Annotated in this window: 19 protein-coding genes; 13 read left to right on the top strand and 6 right to left on the bottom strand. The window is 69.2% G+C overall.

Annotation, left to right across the window (positions count from 1 at the left end; genetic code table 11):
• Positions 1-45: 45 nt before the first annotated feature.
• The 5 genes from FOJ82_RS12090 (at position 46) to metW (ending at position 4,963) form a co-directional block, all read left to right on the top strand.
• Positions 46-1,068, top strand: a complete 1,023-nt coding sequence (locus FOJ82_RS12090) for a LacI family DNA-binding transcriptional regulator (protein ID WP_143938752.1) — start codon at positions 46-48, stop codon at positions 1,066-1,068.
• A gap of 88 nt (positions 1,069-1,156) precedes the next feature.
• Complete coding sequence (locus FOJ82_RS12085) at positions 1,157-2,446, top strand: O-acetylhomoserine aminocarboxypropyltransferase/cysteine synthase family protein (RefSeq protein ID WP_143938751.1); 1,290 nt, start codon at positions 1,157-1,159, stop codon at positions 2,444-2,446.
• A gap of 73 nt (positions 2,447-2,519) precedes the next feature.
• Positions 2,520-3,245, top strand: coding sequence for a VIT1/CCC1 transporter family protein (locus FOJ82_RS12080; protein ID WP_143938750.1), 726 nt, complete (start codon positions 2,520-2,522; stop codon positions 3,243-3,245).
• Between the two features lie 12 nt (positions 3,246-3,257).
• A complete protein-coding gene (metX, locus tag FOJ82_RS12075; protein WP_143938749.1) occupies positions 3,258-4,364 on the top strand; it encodes a homoserine O-acetyltransferase MetX in 1,107 nt (368 codons plus the stop codon).
• The gene (gene metW, locus FOJ82_RS12070; RefSeq protein WP_143938748.1) at positions 4,361-4,963 is read left to right on the top strand and encodes a methionine biosynthesis protein MetW; all 603 of its coding nucleotides are present in this window, start codon (positions 4,361-4,363) and stop codon (positions 4,961-4,963) included. Before metX ends, metW begins: the two co-directional genes overlap by 4 nt.
• Here the strand turns inward: metW and FOJ82_RS12065 are convergent.
• On the bottom strand, positions 4,948-5,862 hold the full coding sequence (locus FOJ82_RS12065) for a 5'-3' exonuclease (RefSeq protein WP_246099865.1): 915 nt from the start codon (positions 5,860-5,862) through the stop codon (positions 4,948-4,950). The two genes, metW and FOJ82_RS12065, sit on opposite strands and share 16 nt — an antisense overlap.
• A 42-nt stretch (positions 5,863-5,904) precedes the next feature.
• Between FOJ82_RS12065 and lnt the strand changes: the two genes are divergently transcribed.
• From lnt to FOJ82_RS12050, 3 genes are read left to right on the top strand one after another with little or no spacing between them, the layout of a single operon-like run.
• The gene (gene lnt / locus FOJ82_RS12060; RefSeq protein WP_143938747.1) at positions 5,905-7,470 is read left to right on the top strand and encodes an apolipoprotein N-acyltransferase; all 1,566 of its coding nucleotides are present in this window, start codon (positions 5,905-5,907) and stop codon (positions 7,468-7,470) included.
• Complete coding sequence (locus FOJ82_RS12055) at positions 7,467-8,246, top strand: polyprenol monophosphomannose synthase (RefSeq protein ID WP_143938746.1); 780 nt, start codon at positions 7,467-7,469, stop codon at positions 8,244-8,246. The genes lnt and FOJ82_RS12055 overlap by 4 nt, the downstream gene beginning before the upstream one ends.
• Positions 8,239-8,748 (top strand): FxsA family protein, encoded by a 510-nt coding sequence (locus FOJ82_RS12050; RefSeq protein ID WP_143938745.1) that lies wholly within the window; start codon positions 8,239-8,241, stop codon positions 8,746-8,748. Before FOJ82_RS12055 ends, FOJ82_RS12050 begins: the two co-directional genes overlap by 8 nt.
• Here FOJ82_RS12050 and FOJ82_RS12045 read toward each other — a convergent pair.
• Both FOJ82_RS12045 and FOJ82_RS12040 read right to left on the bottom strand, forming a co-directional pair.
• Positions 8,745-9,083: an RNA polymerase-binding protein RbpA gene (locus FOJ82_RS12045; RefSeq protein WP_143938744.1), complete on the bottom strand. Its 339-nt coding sequence runs from the start codon at positions 9,081-9,083 to the stop codon at positions 8,745-8,747. The genes FOJ82_RS12050 and FOJ82_RS12045 overlap by 4 nt on opposite strands.
• A gap of 41 nt (positions 9,084-9,124) precedes the next feature.
• Complete coding sequence (locus FOJ82_RS12040; RefSeq protein ID WP_143938743.1) at positions 9,125-9,910, bottom strand: glycerophosphodiester phosphodiesterase family protein; 786 nt, start codon at positions 9,908-9,910, stop codon at positions 9,125-9,127.
• Between the two features lie 46 nt (positions 9,911-9,956).
• Here FOJ82_RS12040 and pdxY point away from each other — a divergent pair, with 46 nt between their 5' ends.
• The gene (gene pdxY / locus FOJ82_RS12035) at positions 9,957-10,811 is read left to right on the top strand and encodes a pyridoxal kinase PdxY (protein WP_143938742.1); all 855 of its coding nucleotides are present in this window, start codon (positions 9,957-9,959) and stop codon (positions 10,809-10,811) included.
• Between the two features lie 3 nt (positions 10,812-10,814).
• Here the strand turns inward: pdxY and FOJ82_RS12030 are convergent, their stop codons facing one another.
• Complete coding sequence (locus FOJ82_RS12030) at positions 10,815-12,347, bottom strand: helix-turn-helix domain-containing protein (protein ID WP_143938741.1); 1,533 nt, start codon at positions 12,345-12,347, stop codon at positions 10,815-10,817.
• Between the two features lie 91 nt (positions 12,348-12,438).
• Here FOJ82_RS12030 and lpdA point away from each other — a divergent pair, with 91 nt between their 5' ends.
• From lpdA to FOJ82_RS12015, 3 genes are all read left to right on the top strand, one after another.
• Positions 12,439-13,845 (top strand): dihydrolipoyl dehydrogenase, encoded by a 1,407-nt coding sequence (gene lpdA / locus FOJ82_RS12025; protein WP_143938740.1) that lies wholly within the window; start codon positions 12,439-12,441, stop codon positions 13,843-13,845.
• A 25-nt stretch (positions 13,846-13,870) separates the two neighbouring features.
• Positions 13,871-14,257, top strand: a complete 387-nt coding sequence (locus tag FOJ82_RS12020) for a hypothetical protein (protein ID WP_143938739.1) — start codon at positions 13,871-13,873, stop codon at positions 14,255-14,257.
• 121 nt (positions 14,258-14,378) lie between these two features.
• Positions 14,379-14,975 carry a histidine phosphatase family protein gene (locus FOJ82_RS12015; RefSeq protein WP_143938738.1) on the top strand — a complete coding sequence of 199 codons (597 nt, stop codon included), beginning with the start codon at positions 14,379-14,381 and terminating at the stop codon, positions 14,973-14,975.
• 6 nt (positions 14,976-14,981) lie between these two features.
• Here FOJ82_RS12015 and ilvD read toward each other — a convergent pair whose 3' ends face one another.
• Positions 14,982-16,664, bottom strand: coding sequence for a dihydroxy-acid dehydratase (gene ilvD / locus FOJ82_RS12010; RefSeq protein ID WP_143938737.1), 1,683 nt, complete (start codon positions 16,662-16,664; stop codon positions 14,982-14,984).
• A gap of 34 nt (positions 16,665-16,698) precedes the next feature.
• A complete protein-coding gene (locus FOJ82_RS12005) occupies positions 16,699-17,967 on the bottom strand; it encodes a GNAT family N-acetyltransferase (RefSeq protein WP_143938736.1) in 1,269 nt (422 codons plus the stop codon).
• A gap of 89 nt (positions 17,968-18,056) precedes the next feature.
• Between FOJ82_RS12005 and FOJ82_RS12000 the strand changes: the two genes are divergently transcribed.
• Positions 18,057-20,468: an ATP-dependent DNA ligase gene (locus tag FOJ82_RS12000; protein ID WP_143938735.1), complete on the top strand. Its 2,412-nt coding sequence runs from the start codon at positions 18,057-18,059 to the stop codon at positions 20,466-20,468.
• The last annotated feature ends 1 nt before the right edge of the window (position 20,469 follow it).

The following is a 20,469-nucleotide window of genomic DNA, read 5'->3' as shown; positions in this document are numbered from 1 at the left end:
CGTTTACAATCAAGCTTGTCGCCGAATCCAACTAGAGTCAAGCCCATGACGACGAGTCCAGGCGGCAGCGGTGGCCGCAAACCCACGATCCGCGAGGTGGCCAAGGCTGCGGGCGTGTCGTACGCCACCGTCTCCCGGGTGATGAACGGTGCGAACTGGGTCTCGCCGCAGGCCCGCTCGGCCGTCGAGGAGGCCATCCGGACGACCGGCTACAAGGTGAACGCCCATGCCCGCAGCCTCGCCACGGGGCGGACGGACTCGGTCGCGTTCCTCCTCACGGAGGAGTACCAACTCCTGTTCGCGGACCCCACCTTCTCCCTGCTGCTGCGCGACATCGCCGAGGCCATGGCCGAACACTCCATGACCCTCGTGCTGCTGGTGGCCGGGACGCAGCGGGAGCGGGAGAGCGTGGAGCGCTACCTGAGCGCGGGCCACGTCGACGGAGTGATGCTGATCTCCTCCCACGAGCAGGACCCACTGCTGCCGTCGCTGCTGGACCACAAGCTGCCGCTCGTCGCCTGCGGGCTGCCGTTGGGTCACGAGACAGCGGTCTCCTCGGTCTCGGTGGACGAATCGGGCTCGGCCAGGACGATGACCGAGTACCTGCTGGGGCGCGGCCACCAACGGATCGCCATGATCGCAGGCCCGCCGGACACGCCCGGCGGACATTTCCGGCTGGAGGGGTTCCGGGAAGCCATGGGGGACCACTTCGACCCCGATCTGGTGGTGCAGGGTGACTACAGCCGCGCCTCGGGCCGGCGCGCCATGGGGGAGCTGCTGGCTTCGGGCCGGGACTTCGACGCGGTCTTTGCCGCCAACGACCTCATGGCGGTGGGTGCCATCGGTGCCCTGGACGCCGCGGGTGTCGCAGTCCCCGCCGACGTGGCGGTGGCTGGCTTCGACGACTCCGGGCTGGCGGCCCGCAACCACCCGCCCCTGACCACGATGCGCCAGCCGTGGAAGACGCTCTCGCAGCAGATGGTCGAGGTGCTCGTCGCACTGATCCGGGGCGGTGAACTGCGCCACGTCACGCTGCCCACCGAGCTCGTCGTGCGCGAGTCCGCCTAGCGGGGAATAGCCGGGTGGACGCCGGGGTTGCAGCTGTGGAAGCTCGCTAGTCTTTCCAGCGTCCGACCCAACCTCTCCAAGGAGCACAATGACGTACCGTCCTGAAACGCTCGCCGTCCAGGCAGGCCAGGAGTCCGCGGACCCGGCGACCAACTCCCGGGCCGTCCCGATCTACCAGACCACGTCCTACGTGTTCGACGACACCGAGCACGCCGCGGACCTGTTCGCGCTGCGCAAGCCCGGCAACATCTACACCCGCATCATGAACCCGACGCAGGACGTGTTCGAGCAGCGCGTGAACGCTCTCGAGGGTGGCATCGGCGCACTGGCGACCGCCTCGGGCTCCTCCGCGGTCACCTACGCAGTGCTGAACCTGACCTACGCCGGTGACAACTTCGTCGCCCTCTCCACGCTCTACGGCGGCACCTACGCGCTGTTCGCCCACACCCTGGCGCAGTTCGGCATCGAGGTCCGCTTCGTCGATCCGTCCAAGCCCGAGGACCTCGCCCAGCACGTCGACGAGAAGACCAAGCTGGTCTTCGGCGAGACGGTCGGCAACCCCGCCATCAACGTGATCGACATCAAGGCCTGGTCCGACGCCGCGCACGAGCTCGGGCTGCCGTTCATCCTGGACAACACCGTGCCCACGCCCTACCTGACCCGCGGCTTCGACCACGGAGCCGACGTCGTCGTGCACGCCGCCACCAAGTACATCGGCGGCCACGGCACCAGCATCGGCGGCATCATCGTCGACTCCGGCAAGTTCGACTGGGCAGCGCACGCCGACCGCTTCCCCGGGCTGACCCAGCCCGACGGCGCCTACCACGGCGTCGTGTGGACCGAGGCCGCCGGCGCCGCGGCCTACATCATCCGTGCCCGCACCGTGCTGCTGCGCAACACCGGCGCCGCCATCGCACCGCTGAACTCGTGGCTGATGCTGCAGGGCCTCGAGACGCTGCACCTGCGGATGGAGCGCCACAGCGACAACGCGCTGCGGATCGCCCAGTACCTCGAGGGCCACGACGCCGTGTCCTGGGTGAACTACCCCGGACTCGAGTCCAGCCCCAGCCACGAGATCGCCAAGCGCGTGCTGAAGGAGGGCTACTTCGGTGGCCTGGTCTCCTTCGGGCTCAAGGCCGGCCGCGAGGCCGGTGCGAAGTTCGTCGAGTCGCTCACGCTGTTCAGCCACCTCGCCAACATCGGCGACGCCAAGTCCCTGGTGATCCACAACGCCACCACCACGCACTCCCAGCTCTCCGACGAGGAGCTGGTCGCGGCCGGGGTGGCCCCGGAACTGGTCCGGCTGTCCGTGGGCATCGAGAACGTGGAGGACCTGATCGCGGATCTGGAGCAGGCACTGGCCGGGGTTTCTGCGTAAAGCCCCTAGTCAGGCGGGGTAGGGAAGCCTAGTCTTCCTTGCCGCGCCCCTCCCGCGGTGGCATCGTTGGGGCATGACGACGCAACTGGCGAAGAAGGGCAACGACCGACCGCTTGGTTCGAGGCCACTCGCCGAGCGCCTGAACTGGCTCCGCGCCGGGGTGCTGGGGGCCAACGACGGAATCGTCTCCGTCGCGGCCACCGTGGTCGGCGTGGCAGCGGCCACGGACGCGTTCGTCCCCGTGCTGCTCGCCGGCGTGGCCGCGGTGGTCGCCGGGGCACTTTCGATGGCGCTGGGGGAGTACGTCTCGGTCTCCAGCGCTGCGGACTCGCAGCGCACGATCATCCGTCGGCTGCGCGACGAGTTGCGTGAGCGGCCCGAGCACGCCCGGGACCGGTTGCGGGAGGTGGTGGCCGCACAGGGTCTGAGCCCCGCCACCGCCGAGCTCGTCTCGAGCGAACTCAGCCAGCGCGACGCCATGGCCGCCCACCTCAGCGTCGAGTACCACTTCGCCGAGGACGAGGTCGTCAGCCCCGGTCACGCCGCGCTGGCCTCGGGCATCTCCTTCGTGGCCGGCGCGGCGCTGCCGGTGGCCACGATCCTCCTCACGCCCGTGGACTGGCGCATCCCCGTGACCTTCCTGGCCGCCGTGGTGGCGCTCGGGCTCACGGGTGGTGCCGGCGCACGGCTGGGCAACTCCCCGGTGCGCCGGGCGGTGGTGCGCGTCGTCGTCGGCGGCATCCTGGCCCTGGCCGCCACGTGGCTGGTGGGCAGCCTGCTGGGCGTCGGCATCGCCTGACACAATGGCCGGGTGGAAACCTCTTGTCACGATGCACTCCTGTTCACGGCCGAGCATCCGCTGCGCCTGCGCAGTGGCGCGACGATGGCAGAGGTGTCCGTCCGGTACGAGACCTACGGCACCCTGAACGCCGAGCGCACCAACGCGGTGTTCATCTGCCACGCCCTGACCGGGGACGCGCACGCTGCGGGCAGACGCCCCGGCGACAAGCGGCCCGGCTGGTGGGACACCTTGATCGGCCCGGGCAAGCCCATCGACACCGACGTCTGGTTCGTGGTCTGCCCCAACCTGCTCGGCGGCTGCCAGGGCACCACCGGACCCTCGTCCACCAACCCGGCCACCGGCGAGCCGTACGGGCTGGACTTCCCCCTGCTCGCGATGTCGGACTTCGTTACGGTCCACCGTCGCCTCGGTGAGCACCTCGGCATCGAGCGCTGGGCCGCGCTCGTCGGCGGCTCGCTGGGCGGGATGCAGGTGCTGGAGTGGATCCTCACGCATCCCTCTGAGGTGGACAACGCGATCGTGATCGCTGCCTCGTCCCGGTTGACCGCGCAGAACATCGCGTTCTCGGCGGTGGGTCGGCAGGCGATCATGCGCGACCCGGAGTTCCGCGACGGTGCCTTCCAGGCGCAGGGCACCTCACCGGACAAGGGGCTCAGCGTGGCTCGGATGATGGCGCACATCACCTACCTGTCCGAGGACGGCTTCCAGTCGAAGTTCGGCCGCGAGGCGCAGTCGGGGGAGCTGGGCCACAACTTCGGCGTCGACTTCGCCGTCGAGAGCTACCTGGAGCACCAGGGCAACTCCTTCCTGTCCCGCTTCGACGCGCTGAGCTACCTGTACCTGACGCGGGTGATGGACTACTTCGACCCGTTCGCGACGCCCGATGCGACTGCAGCCCTCGCCGCCGACCCCGCCAAGGTGCTGGTTGTCAGCTTCGACACCGACTGGCGGTTCTCCACCGAGCACTCGCGCCGCATCGTGCGGCACCTGGAGGGCGCGCGCGTCCCCACGTCCTTCCGGGAGATCTCCTCGCCGTGGGGCCACGACAGCTTCCTGCTGACCATCGACGACTACCACCGCACCATCTCCGCCTTCATGGAGCGTGCTGCCGCATGATCCACCAGCTGCGCCCCGACCTCCAACTGATCTCCCGCCTGATCCCCGAGCGTTCCCGCGTGCTCGACCTCGGCTGTGGCGACGGCGAGCTCCTGAAGCTGCTCGAACGCAAGGGCTGCACCGGCACCGGAGTGGAGATGGATCCCGTGGAGCTGACCGCGGCCATCCGCGCTGGCGTCAACGTCATCGAGCTGGACCTGAACACGCAGCTGGACGAGTTCGGCGACGACTCCTACGACATCGTGGTGCTGTCGCGCACCCTGCAGAACGTGTACAAGCCGCGCGAGGTGCTCAGGCAGATCGCACGGATCGCGGTTCACAGCGTGGTCTCGATGCCGAACTTCGCGCACTGGCGCAACCGGTTCCGGCTGCTGGGCGGTCGGATGCCGATGTCGAAGGACCTGCCGTTCGAGTGGTACGACACGCCGAACATCCACTACACCTCACTGGCCGACCTGGAGCCCCTCTTCCAGAGCCTCGACCTGCAGGTGGACCGTCGGATCCCGCTCGACGAGCAGGGGCACGCACACAAGCTGGGCTGGCTGGCTGCGAATGCGTTCGCCAGCTCGGCCGTCTACCTGCTTCACGCCCCCCGCTGAGCCAGCGCGGCCACGATCCGGTCCATCGTCCCGCCGAGCCCGAGCCGGGCCTGGATGGCCTCGGCCGTGGCCTCCGGCACGTCCAGCGGCAGGGCCGTGGGCGGCGGGAGCTCCAGGTCCTTCACCACCTCGACCACCACCTCGGCCTTGAGGATGTACTCGGCACCCTCCACGATGCGGGCGCGGGTGGCCGGTGGCATGACGCCGGTTCCGGTCACGGCGGCCTCCACGAGCTCGGTGAGGGAACCGAACTGCTTCAGCAGCTTCGCCGCTGACTTCTCCCCGACGCCCTTGACCCCGGGCAGGCCGTCGGAGGGGTCGCCGCGCAGGACGGCGAGGTCGACGTAGCGGTTGGCCGGCAGGTCGTACTTGGTGACCAGCCAGTCGTCGTCGACCATCTCGTGCTTGGCAACCCCGCGGCCGACGTAGACCACGGAGATGTCGTCATCCACCAACTGGAACAGGTCCCGGTCACCCGTCACCACCAGGCTGCGGCCGGAGTGCTGGGCGGCGAGCGAGGCGAGGACGTCGTCGGCCTCGTGCCGCGCGGCCCCGATGACTGCGAGCCCGAGCTGCTGGAGCACGTCCCGGATCACCGGCACCTGCTGCGCGAGCTCGTCGGGCGTCTCCTCCTGGTCGATCCCGGCGGGCACCTCCTCGACGACCCGGTGGGCCTTGTAGGAAGGGATCAGCTCGGTTCGCCACTCGGGCCGCCAGTCGTCGTCCCAGGCGCACGCCACGAGGTCGGGGCGGTACTGGTCCACGAGGCGGGCGATCGAGTCGAGCAGGCCCTTGACCGCGTTGATGGGGCTGCCGTCGGGCGCCCGCATCGAGGAGGGCACCCCGAAGAAGGCACGGAAGTACAGGTACGAGGTGTCGAAGACCATCAAGGTGCTCACCGGCCAATCGTGTCACACCGCGCCCCGGGTAGGCTGGCGCGCGTGTCGCCGCTCCCCACCCCTGGAATGACCAGGCTCCTGTCCCTGCCGATGGCAGTCGTCACGGGACTCCTCATCGGCCTCGGATTCGCACCCATGGGAGTCTGGCCCGCAACCCTCGTCGGCGTCGCGCTGTTCACCTGGCTGCTGGCCGGGCGCAGCGCCGGGAGCGCAGCGGTGCACGGGCTCCTCGCCGGCCTCGCGCTCAACGCCCTGACCATCCACTGGATCTCGGTGCTGGGCGTCCCCGTGGCCGTCGCGCTGGTCGCCTTCATGTCGCTGTGGTTCCTCGTGCTCGGGATCGTCGTCGCCCTGCTCACCCGCACCCGGGCCTGGGTGTTCCTGGTGCCGGCCGCCTGGGTGGGTGTCGAGACCGCTGCCGGCTCCTTCCCGTTCGGGGGCTTCCCCTGGATCCGGCTCGCCTACACCGGCCTGGACCAGCCGATCGCGGGCTGGTTCGCCTGGGTGGGCTCGGCGGGGGTCACGTTCCTGTTGGCGCTCGGCGCCAACCTGCTGCTGCTGGCCGTCGTCGACCGGGGGCTGCGCCTGCGTGCCACCGCCGGCGGCCTGGCCGTCTTCCTGGTCGGTGCAGCCCTCACCCTCGTGCCGCACGCCGAGCCCGAGCAGCACGTCACGGTCGGCGTCGTCCAGGGCAACGTGAACCGGGCCGAGAAGGGGACCGGGACCTATGCCCGGTCCGTCACAGCCAACCACCTCAGCGAGACCGTGTTCCTGCTCGCCGAGGAACGGGCGCGCGGCGGCGAGCTGGACTTCATCCTGTGGCCGGAGAACGCGACCGACATCGACCCGATCGCCGACGACACCACCCGGGAACAGATCGAGACCGCGGTCCGGCTCGCCGGGGTACCCATCTTCGTCGGTGCAGTCATGGACGGTCCGGTCCCGGACTCGCGGCAGACCTCGAGCCTGTGGTGGCACCCAGAGACCGGTCCGGGGGACCGCTACGACAAGCGCAACCTGGTGCCCTTCGGGGAGTGGATCCCGTTCCGGGAGTTCCTGCTGCCGCGGCTCCCGGTCCTCGAGCAGATCGGACGCCAGTCCATCCCCGGCGAGGGTCCCGGCGTCGTCGACGCCCCCACGGACGCCTTCGAGTACCTGCGCGTCGGAACCATGATCTGCTTCGAGCTGGCGTGGGACTCCACCAGCTACGACACGGTCCGGGGCGGGGCGCAGGTGCTGGTCTCGCAGAGCAACACCAACACCTACGCGGGCACCTTCGAGGTGCCGCAGCAGACCGCGCTCAACCGGATCAGGGCACTCGAGACCGGACGCGAGGTCATCGTCTCCACCATCAACGGCATCTCCGGCCTGGTGGACGTCGACGGCGAGCTCAGCGGAACGACCGAGGAGCTCACCTCCGCGCACCGGACGTTCACCGTGCCGCTGCGCACCAACACGAACCTGGCGGTCACGCTCAGCCCGTGGCTGGCGCTCGTCGTCTCCGCTGCGGCACTCGGTGGCACCCTCTACGCTGTGGCTACCCGGGGCGGACGCAGGCGCCCCGGTAGGATGGACAACTCCGAACAACCGATTGGAAGCACGCAATGACGGACTACCCGCCGCTGGGCAAGGTTCTGGTGATCATCCCGACCTACAACGAGGCCCAGAACGTCGAGAGCATCACCCGACGGTTGCGCACCTCGGTGCCGGAGGCCCACGTCCTGATCGCGGACGACAACTCGCCCGACGGCACCGGCGAGGTGGCCGACAGGCTCGCGGCCGACGACGAGCACGTCCACGTCATGCACCGCAAGGGCAAGGAGGGACTGGGCGCCGCCTACCTCGCCGGCTTCCACTGGGGGCTCGACGCCGGCTACGGCGTCCTCGTCGAGCACGACGCCGACGGCTCCCACCAGCCCGAGCAGCTGCCGCTCCTCCTGAAGGCCCTCGAGAACGCGGACATGGTCAAGGGATCCCGCTGGGTCAGGGGAGGCAGCGTCGTGAACTGGCCCAAGTCGCGCGAGATCCTGTCCCGCGGCGGCAACCTGTGGACCCGCCTGTGGCTCGGGATCGACCTCAAGGACGCCACCGGCGGCTTCAACGCGTTCCGTGCCGAGACACTGCGTGGCATCGGCCTCGACGAGGTGGCAAGCGCCGGATACTGCTTCCAGGTCGACCTGGCCTGGCGTGCCGTCAAGAAGGGCTACAAGGTGGTCGAGGTCCCCATCGAGTTCGTCGAGCGCGAGTTCGGCGACTCGAAGATGAGCAGAGGAATCGTGATCGAGGCCATGATTCGCACCGCGCTGTGGGGAGTGGACCACCGGGCCCGCCAACTCGGGAGCTTCGTCGGGGGGCTGCTGGGGCGGCGCAGGCGCCATGTCTGAGGCTGGCCCCCGCGTCCTGAGCAGGTGGGGGATCCTGCTCGTGGTGGTGCCGTTCCTGCTGCTCGTCTTCGCCGAGATCGCAGCACTGATCTGGGTCTCCAACCAGCTCGGGTGGTGGACGCTGGCGCTGCTGTTCGCAACCACGCTCGTGGGGGTGTTCCTCCTGCAACGGGAGTGGCGTCGTGCCTGGGGCAACCTGGCGGAGTCCGTTCGCACGGGTGCCCTGCCGCCGGGGCGTGCCGCCGACGCGGTGCTGGTGGTCATCGGCGGGCTGCTGCTCATCATGCCGGGATTCATCACCGACGTCATCGGCCTGTCGCTGCTGCTGCCGTTCACCCGACCCCTGGTGCGGGCCGGGCTGGGCAGGTGGGCCGGGCGGGCGATGACCAGGACGACGAAGACGACCCCGCCCGGATCACAGGTGATCAGGGGCGAGGTCGTCGATGATGATGACGCTCCCCCGGAAGCGCCCGAGATCGGGCGGCCCGAGGAGGAGCGCTAGGGCTTCCCGGGGTCGCGCAGCTTCTCCAGCTGCTCGTCCAGGATCTCCTCGAGCTCGGGGATGGAGCGACGCTCCCGCAGCATGTCCCAGTGGGTGCGCTGCGGCTTGGTCTCCTTCTCCTCCCCGACGGACCCGTCGGAGCGCACGGCCATCAGGCCGCACTTCTTGCACTCCCACTCCGTGGGCAGCTCAGCCTCCAGGGCGAAGGTCACCTCGAAGTGGTGGCCCTTGGGGCAGTCGAACCCGATCTGGTTTCGATCGGCGAACTCAATTCCCTGTTCGTCCTCGAAGCTCTTGGCGCCCAGTCCGACGCCTCTCAGTGCACGATCAGCCATAGTCGTCTCCCTCCTGCTGGATCAACGAACGGTGTGCCCCATCAGTTCCGAGTAGACCACATACCCCGGCTCGTCAGTACGCCTTTGAGCACATCGGGACGGTCCGTGATGATGCCGTCGACGCCCCAGTCGATGAGCTCGTGCATCACCAACGGGTCATCGATCGTCCACACGTGGATCTTGCGTCCGGCGTCGTGGAGGGCGCGGATCCGCTGCGGCGTGACGACGTTCACCGTGGCGGGACCGAACCGGTATGTCAGGGGCACCTGGTAGACCCGCGGTGCGCCGCCGGGGCTGCGTCGGTGGAGGCCCAGCAGCATCGTCGCCACCTCGGCGGGGGCGAACGAAGTCGTCACACCCGGGAGCCTGCGCCGGAACCGCTGCAGGCGCGCGCAGGAGAAGGAACCGACGCACACGCGATGTTCGGCCTTGTGTCTGCGGATCGCCTCCACCAGCAGGTGGGTTGCCGCGTCCGCCTTGAGGTCCAGGTTGATGCGGCAGTCCGGGAACTCCTCGAACAGTTCGTCGACGGTGGGGATGGCTGCCCGGCCGCCCACCCGCAGCTCGCGCAGCTGGGCGAAGGTGAGTTGGGAGATGTCGGCGTCGGTGTCGGTCACACGAACGAGGTTCACGTCGTGGAAGGCGACGAGCACGCCGTCGCGGGTGGCGTGCACGTCGGTCTCGAGGTACTGGTAGCCGAGTGCGACCGCGTTGCGGAACGCGTCCAGGGTGTTCTCGATGCCCAGGTTCTCGGACAGGAGGGCGCCGCCCCGGTGGGCCATGGCAGTGAAGCCGTGGGAGAGGAAACCATCCGGTTCGGAAAGCATGGACGCCATTATGCCCATCCGGGCAGGCGGTGCCACACTTTGTGGAATGCGTACGGTTCTCTCGATCCAGTCGGCCGTTGCCTACGGCCATGCGGGCAACTCCTCCGCCGTGTTCCCACTACAACGCAGCGGGGTCGACGTGTGGCCCGTCTACACGGTCAACTTCAGCAACCACACCGGCTATGGCGCCTGGCGGGGCCCGCTGATCCCGGCCGCGGACGTCGCCGACGTGGTGCGTGGCATCGACGAGCGCCAGGTGCTGGACCGGGTGGACGCGCTGCTGGCCGGCTACCAGGGCTCCCCGGAGATGGGACAGGTGATCGTCGACGCGGCGGCGCTGGTCAAGTCGCGCAACCCGGAGGCAGTGTTCTGCGCGGACCCGGTGATGGGCGACGTCGGCCGCGGCTTCTTCTGCGCCCCCGGCATCCCGGAGTTCATGCGGGACCACGTGGTGCCCGTCGCCGACATCATGACGCCTAACCTGTTCGAGCTCGAGTACCTGACCGGTCGCACCACCGGGACCCTCTCCGAGGTGCTGTCCGCCGCCAACGAGCTGCGTGCGCGCGGCCCGAGGCACGTGCTGGTCACCTCGGTGGTGGGTGCCGACATGCAGGCCGGCGTGATGCGGATGCTGGCGGTCGGGCCCGACGGTGCCCACCTCGTCGAGACCCCGCTGCTGGACCGCGGCTTCGTCGGGTCCGGCGACCTCACCACCGCCGTGTTCCTGGCGCACTGGCTGAAGTCGGGTGACCTGGCCGGGAGCCTCGCGATGACGGCCTCAGTGGTCTACTCCATCCTCGAGACGACGGCGCTCAGCGGCGAGCCGGAGCTGCAGCTGGTGGCGGCCCAGGAAAGCATCGTGGCCCCGAAGCATCGCTTCGAGGCCACGCCGCTGCGCTGAGGATCAGGCCTTCTCGCCCCAGAAGACGTTGATCTTCGCACCGAGCTTGTTGAGGCGCTGGGGCAGGTCCTCGTAGCCCCGGTTGATGACGTAGACGTCGGTCAGGTTCGTGGTGCCGCGGGCGGCCATTGCGGCCAGCAGCAGGCACACCGACGGGCGCAGCGCGGGCGGGCACTCGATGTCGCGGCCGCGCCAGCTGGTGGGGCCGATGATCATGAGCCGGTGCGCGTCCATCAGGGTCACGTTGGCGCCCAAGTCGGCCAGCTTCTTCAGGTGGATGGCGCGGTTGTCGTAGACCCAGTCGTAGATGATCGACTGGCCCTCCGCCATCGCGCAGATCACCGCGAAGAACGGGAGGTTGTCGATGTTGAGCCCGGGGAACGGCATCGGGTGGATCTTGTCCAGCGGTGCCACCAGCTTCGAGGGGTGGACGGTGACGTCGACCAGCCGGGAGCGACCGTTGCGGCTCGTGTACTCGGGGGAGAGGGTCATGCGTTGGCCCATCTCCTCCAGCACCGCGAACTCCACCTCCAGGAACTCGATGGGGCAACGGCGCACGGTGATCTCGGAGTTGGTGACTATCCCGGCGGTCAGCAGGCTCATGGCCTCGATCGGGTCCTCGGAGATGTGGTACTCCACGTCGACGTCGATGTCGCGGACGCCCTCGACGCGCAGGGTCGTGGTGCCGACGCCCTCGATCCGGACGCCCAGGCGCTGCAGGAAGAAGCAGAGGTCCTGCACCATGTAGTTGCCCGAGGCGTTGCGCAGCACCGTGACTCCGGGGGTACGGGCCGCGGCCATCAGCGCGTTCTCGGTGACGGTGTCGCCGCGCTCCACCAGGGTGACGTGGCGCTCGGTCATCGTGTCGCGGTCCACGGTGGCGTGGTAGTGCCCCTCGGTGGCCTCGACGCCCAGCCCGAATCGGCGCAGGGCGGACATGTGGGGGTGGACGGTGCGTGCGCCGAGGTCACAGCCGCCGGCGTAGGGGAGCTTGAACTCGTCATAGTCGTGCATGAGGGGGCCCAGGAACATCAGGATGCTGCGCGTGCGGCGGGCCGCCCGCTGGTCGATGGTCTCCCAGGACAGCGTCTCGGGGCGGACCAGTTCGAGGTCGCCACCGTCGCCGGTCCAGGTCATCTGGACCCCGAGGGACTCGAGCACCTCACAGATCCGGTCGACCTCCTCGATGCGGGCGATGCCACGCAGGACGGTGCGGCCCCGGTTGAGCATGCTGGCGCACAGCAGCGCGACCGCGGCGTTCTTGGAGGTGCGGACCTCTATCTCGCCCGAGAGCTGGGTGGGGCCCTGGATCTCGAAGTTCATCTGGCCGGCGGTCGCGGTCTGGATCAGCGGCATGTCGAGTGCCTCCGCGAGGCGTCCGATCATGTTCAGCGAGAGGTTCTGCTGGCCGTTCTCGATCCGGTGGACCGCGCTCTGCGCGGTCCCGACTGCATCGGCCAGCCGCTGCTGGGACCACCCGCGCGAGGTGCGGGCCTCGCGGATCATGATTCCTAGGGACTGACTGGTTGCGCTCATCGGGCCACTGTATCTCATATCTGAGATAAACCCGATTCTGATGTGTCCGTCGGTGTCACATGCAGGTTTGAGGGGGACTAGAGTGGCTCCCATGACCCACGATTTTGACGTAGTTGTTGTTGGTGCCGGTCCCGGTGGTTACGTGGCGGCCATTCGTGCCGCCCAGCTCGGCCTGAAGACCGCGATCGTCGAGAAGAAGTACTGGGGCGGTGTCTGCCTGAACGTGGGCTGCATCCCCACCAAGTCCCTTCTCCGGAACGCGGAGATCGCACACATCGTCAACCACGAGGCCGACGTGTTCGGGCTCGAGGTCGAGGGCAAGGTCTCCTTCGACTACCGCAAGGCCTACCAGCGCAGCCGGGCCGTCTCGGAGCGGATGACCAAGGGCATCCACTTCCTGATGAAGAAGAACAAGATCCAGGAGTTCAACGGCTGGGGCACGTTCGTCGACGCCAACACGATCAAGGTGGCCGACGACAACGGGTCCGAGCAGAACGTCACGTTCGCCAACGCCATCATCGCGGCCGGCGCCACCACCCGGATGCTGCCGGGCACCGAGGTCTCCGAGAACGTCGTCACCTACGAGGAGCAGATCCTCGAGGAGTCCGTCCCCGAGTCCATCATCATCGGCGGTTCCGGCGCGATCGGGACCGAGTTCGCCTACGTGCTCAACAGCTACGGGGTGGACGTCACCATCGTCGAGTTCCTCGACCGGATGGTCCCCACCGAGGACAGCGAGATCTCCAAGGAGCTCGCGAAGGCCTACAAGAAGCTCGGCATCAAGGTGCTCACGTCCACGAAGGTGGAGAGCATCGAGGACACCGGCTCCGGCGTCAAGGTCACCGTCAGCCCCTCCGACAGCGGCGAGCAGCAGGTCCTCGAGGCCAGCCGCTTCCTGTCGGCCATCGGTTTTGCACCCCGCATCGACGGCTACGGCCTCGAGAACCTCGGTGTCGAGCTGACCGAACGCGGCGCCGTCGGGATCGACGACTTCATGCGCACCAACGTCGAGAACATCTACGCCGTCGGCGACTGCACCGGCAAGATGATGCTGGCCCACGCCGCCGAGGCCCAGGGGATCGTCGCCGCCGAGACCATCGCCGGCGTGGAGACCCAGCCCATCAACTACGACATGATCCCGCGCGCCACCTACTCCCAGCCGCAGGTGGCGTCCTTCGGCTACTCCGAGCAGCAGGCCAAGGACAAGGGCTTCGAGGTCAAGGTCTCCAAGTTCCCATTCGCCGCCAACGGCAAGGCCTGGGGCCTCGGCGACGGCAACGGCTTCGTCAAGATCGTGGCCGACGCCCGCTACAACGAGATCCTCGGCGCGCACATGATCGGTCCCGACGTCACCGAGCTGCTGCCCGAGCTCACCCTGGCGCAGGCCTACGACCTGACCACCGACGAGATCGCCCGCAACATCCACGCGCACCCGACGCTGTCGGAGGCCATGAAGGAGGCCGCCCACGGCATCGGCGGCCACATGATCAACTACTGACCAGCACGGACGACGGGGGACCTTGGTGGTCAAACGACGACGGATGGCCGCGCTGATCGGGGTCGTGGTGGTGGCGGGCTCGCTCGCGGCGTGCAACCAGCAGAACTCGTCGTGCAGGGGCGCGACGGCGAGGTACGCGGAGTGCGTGATCGACACCACGAGCGACGGCCACAGTGAGACGGTACGGCTCCCGTTCTTCATCGACCCGGAGAAGTCGGGCAACGACTTAGAGGACATCTACGACTTCAACGGTGTGACGGACGACGTAGCGGCCTTCCACGTCGCGGGGCAGGAATACACCTGCCGGCAGGGTGACAGGCTGGAGGTGAGCCGGGGCCACGCCGAGTGCCTCGTCGTCGAGGAGCGCCGACTGAAGATCAAGCTCTGGGTGGGGAACCCGACCATGCGCTGAGCACGGCTCACGGACAGTCGCGACCGACACCCATCAGGGAGCGAATGCGCGCACCCGACGCTGACGGAGGCGATCACAGGGGCCGCCGAGGACATCGTGGCCACATTGTAGACTTCTGACCATGGACAAGCGCACGAGGGTCTGGCTGGCCCGGCACGGAGCCACCGAGTGGTCCGAGTCGGGGCAGCACACCTCGGTCACCGACCTCCCGCTGCTCGCGAAGGGACGCGACGACGCCCAGCGGGTGGGCGCAGCGCTGGCCGGGCGCGAGTTCGGCCTCGTGCTGTCCAGCCCCAGGCGCCGAGCCTCGGAGACCGCGGAGATCGCCGGCTTCACCCCGGAACTCGACGAGGACCTCGTCGAGTGGGCCTACGGGCCGGGGGAGGGGCTGACCTCTCCCCAGATCCGCGAGAAGATTCCCGGCTGGCGGATCTGGAGCCACGGCGCGCCTCAGTTCGAGCGCGACGGCTACGACCCCGGCGAGACCGAGGCCGACGTCTCGGCCCGGCTCTCCCGCGTGGTGGAGCGGATCCGTGACTCCGGCCCGGAGGACGCCATCGTCTTCGCCCACGGCCACTCCCTGCGCGCTTTCACGATGGTCTGGCTGGGCCTGCCCATCGCGACGGCCAAGCACTTCCCGCTCGAGACCGGCACGCTCAGCCTGCTGGGCTACGAGAAGGAGAACCCGGCCGTCATCCGGTGGAACGCCGAGGTCTGACCCCGGTCAGCTCGTGATCGCCCCGTGCGCGGCGGACTGGACGACCTTCGCGTACTTCCCGAGCACCCCGCGGGTGTACTTGGGCGGGTGCGGCATCCAGCCGTCGCCGCGCGACAGGAGTTCGTCGGCCCCCACCCCGAGGTCGAGGGTCCGGTTGGCGACGTCGAGGGTGATCGTGTCTCCGTCGCGGACGAATGCGATCGGGCCGGCGTCCACCGCCTCGGGGGCGATGTGTCCGACACACAGGCCGGTGGTGCCACCGGAGAACCGGCCGTCGGTGATCAGGAGCACGTCCTTGCCCAGGCCGGCCCCTTTGATGGCGCCGGTGATGGCCAGCATCTCCCGCATCCCGGGGCCGCCCTTGGGACCCTCGTAGCGGATCACGACCACGTCTCCCGCGACGATGCGGCCCTCGGCCAGTGCGTCCAGGGCGGCGCGTTCGCCGTCGAAGACCCTGGCCGTGCCCGCGAAGACGTCGTTGTCGAAGCCGGCGGACTTCACCACGGCGCCCTCGGGGGCCAGCGAGCCCTTCAGGATCGTGATCCCGCCCGTGCGGTGGATGGCGTTGTCGAGGGTGTGGATCACGTCGCCGTCGATCTCGGGCGGGGCGATGTCGGCGAGGTTCTCGGCGAGCGTCCTGCCGGTGACGGTCAGCGCGTCGCCGTGCATCAGGCCCGCCTCCAGCAGCGCCTTCATGACCATGGGGATGCCACCGACGCGGTCGACGTCGGTCATGACGTACTTGCCGAAGGGCTTGAGGTCTCCCAGATGCGGGACCTTCTCCCCGATGCGGTTGAAGTCGTCGATGCTCAGTGGGACGTCCGCCTCGCGGGCGATGGCGAGGAGGTGGAGCACCGCGTTGGTGGACCCGCCCAGCGCCATGACGACGGCGATGGCGTTCTCGAAGGCGTCCATGGTCATGATGTCGCGGGCGGTGATGCCCTTGCGGATCATTTCCACGACGGCCTCGCCGGAGGCGATGGCGTACTTGTCGCGGCGACGGTCCGGTGCCGGGGGAGCCGCGGAGCCGGGCAGCGACATCCCGAGCGCCTCGCCCACCGAGGCCATGGTGTTGGCCGTGTACATGCCGCCGCAGGCGCCCTCGCCCGGGCAGATGGCGCGCTCGACCCGGTCCACCTGTTCCCGGGTCATCCGGCCCGCCAGGCAGGCGCCCACCGCCTCGAAGGCGTCGATGATGGTGACGTCCTCGCCGTCGAGCCTGCCGGGCAGCGTGGAGCCGGCGTACAGGAACACCGCCGCCAGGTCCAGGCGTGCGGCCGCCATCAGCATCCCGGGCAACGACTTGTCGCAGCCGGCGAGCAGCACTGCGCCGTCGAGGCGTTCGGCCATCATCACGGTCTCCACCGAGTCGGCGATCACCTCGCGCGAGACGAGGGAGAAGTGCATTCCCTCGTGGCCCATGGAGATGCCGTCGGAGACCGAGATGGTGCCGAACTCGAGCGGGTACCCGCCGCCTGCGCGCACCCCCTCCTTTGAGGCCTTGGCCAACCGGTCGAGGGAGAGGTTGCAGGGCGTGATCTCGTTCCAGGAAGAAGCCACCCCGATCTGGGGCTTGTCCCAGTCATCGTCGCCCATGCCCACCGCGCGGAGCATGCCGCGGGCGGCTGTCTTCTCGAGTCCGTCGGTGACGTCGCGGGAGCGGGGCTTCATGTCTGGTGTCTGGCTCATGCCCCGAGCCTAGGTGCCAGCAAAGCCCCGTGGGTCAGAACTTGGCGAGGTTCACGGGCGGCTCGACCGTCGCGAAGATCCGCGACAGCCGCGCCACGTCCTCGGACGACCCGCGCACCAGACCGGCCCAGGCCAGTTCGGCGGCGCTGCGGTCGCCCAGCCAGATGCGGGCCAGGGTACTGACGTCCAGGGACACCTCGGCGTCGGACGTGCTGGGCACGGCGGTGCCGTGCCCACGCTGGACGCTGAGCCGCCAAGTGCCGGCGCAGTAGCCCAGGGCGTCGGTCAGCGACACCAACACCTCGCCGTCGCCCTCGAACCCGCGGCCGGCGACGGCGCGCGGCAGGTCGAGTACCCGGAGCCAGACCGCGTCCCCGGCGTCCTTCTGCTTCACCGCCCACGGGTCGGCCAGTGCTGCGCGCAGCGGCTCGGCCGGGTGGGACATCCCGTAGGTGAGGCGCTCGACGAGGTCTGTCGCGGCCAGTGCCTGCCAGAGCGCGCGGTCGATGGCGGGGTCGGGGGAGCACAGCATCCGCACGGTGGTGTTGATGGGCGAGTTGTCCCAGCCGTCGTGCTTGAAGGTGGCGAACCCGTCGGGCACGCCGCCGGAGTCGAAGTGGACGACGGCCCGCAGTGCCCGCGACGCGGACTCCTCCTCAGTGTCCCAGGCGCCGGTGTCGACGAGGCGGTGCGCCTCCTGGATGCCGCCGGCGCCGCGGTAGCGGGCCTGGTGTGCGAGCCTGATCCGCTCGTGGTGAGGCAGCAGGAACGAGGGGTCGACGAACTCGACGGAGCCGGGGGCGACGGCGACGTCGTCGCGGAACCTCATCCTGGCGGTGTCCACCTCGATGGTGGGGGTGCGGGTGGCGACTCCGAAACCGAAGCGGCCGTAGATGGTGGCCTCACTCGCGGTGAGGACGGCCAGCGCCGTGCCGTCGTCGATCGCCGCGTCGAGGTGGGCGCGCATCATCGCGGACAGGATGCCGCGGCGGCGGTGGCTGGGCCGCACGGCGATGGTGTTGATCACCAGCGCGTCGACAAGACCTGCGCCGTCGTTGAGGGTGAAGGGGGCACTCACGAACGCACCCACCGGCCGTCGGCCCTCCAGACCGGGACCCTCGGTGGTGACCATGCCCAGGGTGGACCGGTCGGCGCGGCGCGACCGGCGGTAGATCCCGAGGCCCTCGGCGCTGGCGCGCTTGTCGAGGAACCCGAGCCTGAAGATGTCCAGGTACTCCGCCCAGCGCGGGTCCTCGTCCGGGGTGTCGAGCGGCAGTGTCTCGTAGCGGTATGGCTCTTGCACGATCCACGAGCCTACCGCCGCGAGTGTCACGAACTCACTGACAAGGCCGGGTCGAGCAGGCAAGATTCACTGGGGAAGAGGGGATCGCATTGGCATCCAGCGGCGCGACACAGGTTGAGGTGGACGGCAGACGGCTGCGAGTCACCAACGTCGACAAGGTCATCTATCCGGCCACGGGCACCACCAAGGGCGAGGTCATCGCCTACTACCGGCAGGTGGCCCCGTGGTTCGTCCCGCACGCCCGCCGCCGCCCGGCCACCCGCAAGCGCTGGCCCAACGGAGTGGGGACCGACGACAACCCCGGAGGGTCGTTCTTCGAGAAGAACCTGCAGGCCAGGTCCACTCCGGACTGGGTGACGACGGCCACGATCGAGCACAGCTCGGGCCCCAACACGTACCCGCTCATCGACGACGCCGCCACGCTGACCTGGCTGGGCCAGCTGGCGGCGCTCGAGCTGCACGTCCCGCAGTGGCGCTACGACGACGCCCTCAAGCCACAGAACCCGGACCGGCTCGTGCTGGACCTGGACCCGGGACCCGGCTCGACCACCGCGCAACTGGTGGAGCTCGCGCTGCTGGTCCGCGAGGTCCTCCACGGGGTCGGATTCGACTCCGTGCCGGTGACCAGCGGCAGCAAGGGCATCCACGTCTACACCTGCCTCGACGGCTCCATGACCACCCGCGGTGCCTCGGACTTCGCGCACGAGCTCGCCCGACAGCTGGAGAAGCTGCGCCCCGACCTCGTGGTCAGCGACATGAAGAAGGCGCTGCGCGAGAAGAAGATCCTGCTCGACTGGAGCCAGAACAACGGCAACAAGACCACGGTCTCGCCGTACTCCCTGAGGGGACGCTCGCACCCCACCGTGGCGGCCCCGAGGGAGTGGGACGAGCTCGACGAGGACCTGCGCCAGCTCGAGTTCACCGAGGTGCTGGAGCGGCTCAGCTCCGGCGGCGACCCACTGGCGAGGCTGCTGCCTGACAACGTCGGTCGCTCCGGGGACCGGCTGCGCACGTACCGCTCGATGCGCGACGCCGGGAAGACGCCCGAGCCCGTCCCGGATGAGCCACCAGAGCCCGGCCCGGGCAACACCTTCGTGATCCAGGAGCACCACGCCCGCCGCCTCCACTACGACTTCCGCCTCGAGCGCGACGGCGTGCTCGTGTCCTGGGCAGTCCCCAAGGGCCCGCCGCTGGACGGGGACAAGAACCACCTCGCCGTACAGACCGAGGACCACCCACTGTCGTACGCCACCTTCGAGGGGCGGATCCCCAAGGGGGAGTACGGCGGCGGCGTCGTGACGATCTGGGACCACGGCACCTACTCGCTCGAGAAGTGGCGCGACGGCAAGGAGGTGATCGCCACCCTCACCGGCCAGCCCACCGGAGGCCTCGGTGGCGTGCCCCGCCGCTACGCGCTGCTCGCCACCAAGCTGGGCGGCGACCAGAAGAACTGGCTGATCCACCTCATGGCCGACGACGGCTCGGGCCACTCGGACGAGGTTGGGACCGCAGCCCCGGTGGTGGAGCTCGAGGACGAGCGCGCGGCGCGGGAGCCCGGTGCCGAGCTGCGCGGACTGCCCGAACCCGAACCGATGCTCGCCACCCCGGCCAGGGAGACCGAGCTGGACGGCCCGGGATGGCACTACGAGATCAAGTGGGACGGGTACCGCGGCATCGCGCGGGCAGCACGGGGCGCGTTCAGCCTCAAGAGTCGCAACGGCCAGGACCTCACTGCGCAGTTCCCCGAACTCGCCGAGGTCGCCACCCTGCTGCAGGGCCACGAGGTGGTGCTCGACGGGGAGATCGTCGCCCTCGACGAGCACGGGGTGTCCCACTTCGAGCTGCTCCAGAAGCACAGCGCCTCACCGGGGACCGCCCACTACATGGTCTTCGACCTGCTGCACCTCGACGGCGAGTCCCTCCTGCGTAAGCCGTGGAAGGAGCGTCGGGAGCGGCTCGAGGCGCTCGTCGGCAAGGGCGGGCGACACGTCCACGTGCCAGACACGCTCGGCACCGACTCCGGCGTGGCGCTCGCCGTCAGCCGGGACCTCGGGCTCGAAGGAGTGATCGCCAAGAAGATCAGCAGCGTCTACCAGGGCGGCAAGCGCGCCAGGACTTGGCTGAAGGTCAAGCACGTCCTCAGCCAGGACGCCATCGTCGTGGGCTGGGCGCCGGGCCAGAACTCGCGGGCGGGGAGCCTCGGGTCGCTGCTGCTGGCCGTCAACGAGGGGGACCACCTGACCTACATCGGCAAGGCCGGCTCCGGCTTCAGCGACGAGGCGTTGCGGGTGGCCCAACAGGTCCTGGGCGAGATCGAGCGCCCCGACCCGCCGCTGGCGGACGTCCCCAGCCTGGACGCCCGCGGCGCCCACTGGGTGGAGCCCCTCATGGTGTGTGAGGTGAGCTTCACCGAGTGGACGCCGTCGGGCCGGATGCGGCACCCCGTGTGGCGGGGCTGGCTGCCCGAGACCCACGTCGAGGACGTGGTCCGCGATACCTGAC

Source organism: Tessaracoccus rhinocerotis, assembly GCF_007197885.1.
GTDB classification, from domain to species: Bacteria; Actinomycetota; Actinomycetes; order Propionibacteriales; family Propionibacteriaceae; genus Arachnia; species Arachnia rhinocerotis.
Note: the sequence above shows the minus strand (reverse complement) of the source record. Positions and strands in the feature narration are given on the sequence as shown.

Coding starts and splice junctions, on each gene's coding strand:
- FOJ82_RS12090 (WP_143938752.1), top strand. CDS start 46: ATGACGACGAGTCCAGGCGGCAGCGGTGGCCGCAAACCCACGATCCGC.
- FOJ82_RS12085 (WP_143938751.1), top strand. CDS start 1,157: ATGACGTACCGTCCTGAAACGCTCGCCGTCCAGGCAGGCCAGGAGTCC.
- FOJ82_RS12080 (WP_143938750.1), top strand. CDS start 2,520: ATGACGACGCAACTGGCGAAGAAGGGCAACGACCGACCGCTTGGTTCG.
- metW (WP_143938748.1), top strand. CDS start 4,361: ATGATCCACCAGCTGCGCCCCGACCTCCAACTGATCTCCCGCCTGATC.
- FOJ82_RS12055 (WP_143938746.1), top strand. CDS start 7,467: ATGACGGACTACCCGCCGCTGGGCAAGGTTCTGGTGATCATCCCGACC.
- FOJ82_RS12050 (WP_143938745.1), top strand. CDS start 8,239: ATGTCTGAGGCTGGCCCCCGCGTCCTGAGCAGGTGGGGGATCCTGCTC.
- FOJ82_RS12045 (WP_143938744.1), bottom strand. CDS start 9,083: ATGGCTGATCGTGCACTGAGAGGCGTCGGACTGGGCGCCAAGAGCTTC.
- FOJ82_RS12040 (WP_143938743.1), bottom strand. CDS start 9,910: ATGCTTTCCGAACCGGATGGTTTCCTCTCCCACGGCTTCACTGCCATG.
- pdxY (WP_143938742.1), top strand. CDS start 9,957: ATGCGTACGGTTCTCTCGATCCAGTCGGCCGTTGCCTACGGCCATGCG.
- FOJ82_RS12030 (WP_143938741.1), bottom strand. CDS start 12,347: ATGAGCGCAACCAGTCAGTCCCTAGGAATCATGATCCGCGAGGCCCGC.
- lpdA (WP_143938740.1), top strand. CDS start 12,439: ATGACCCACGATTTTGACGTAGTTGTTGTTGGTGCCGGTCCCGGTGGT.
- FOJ82_RS12015 (WP_143938738.1), top strand. CDS start 14,379: ATGGACAAGCGCACGAGGGTCTGGCTGGCCCGGCACGGAGCCACCGAG.
- ilvD (WP_143938737.1), bottom strand. CDS start 16,664: ATGAGCCAGACACCAGACATGAAGCCCCGCTCCCGCGACGTCACCGAC.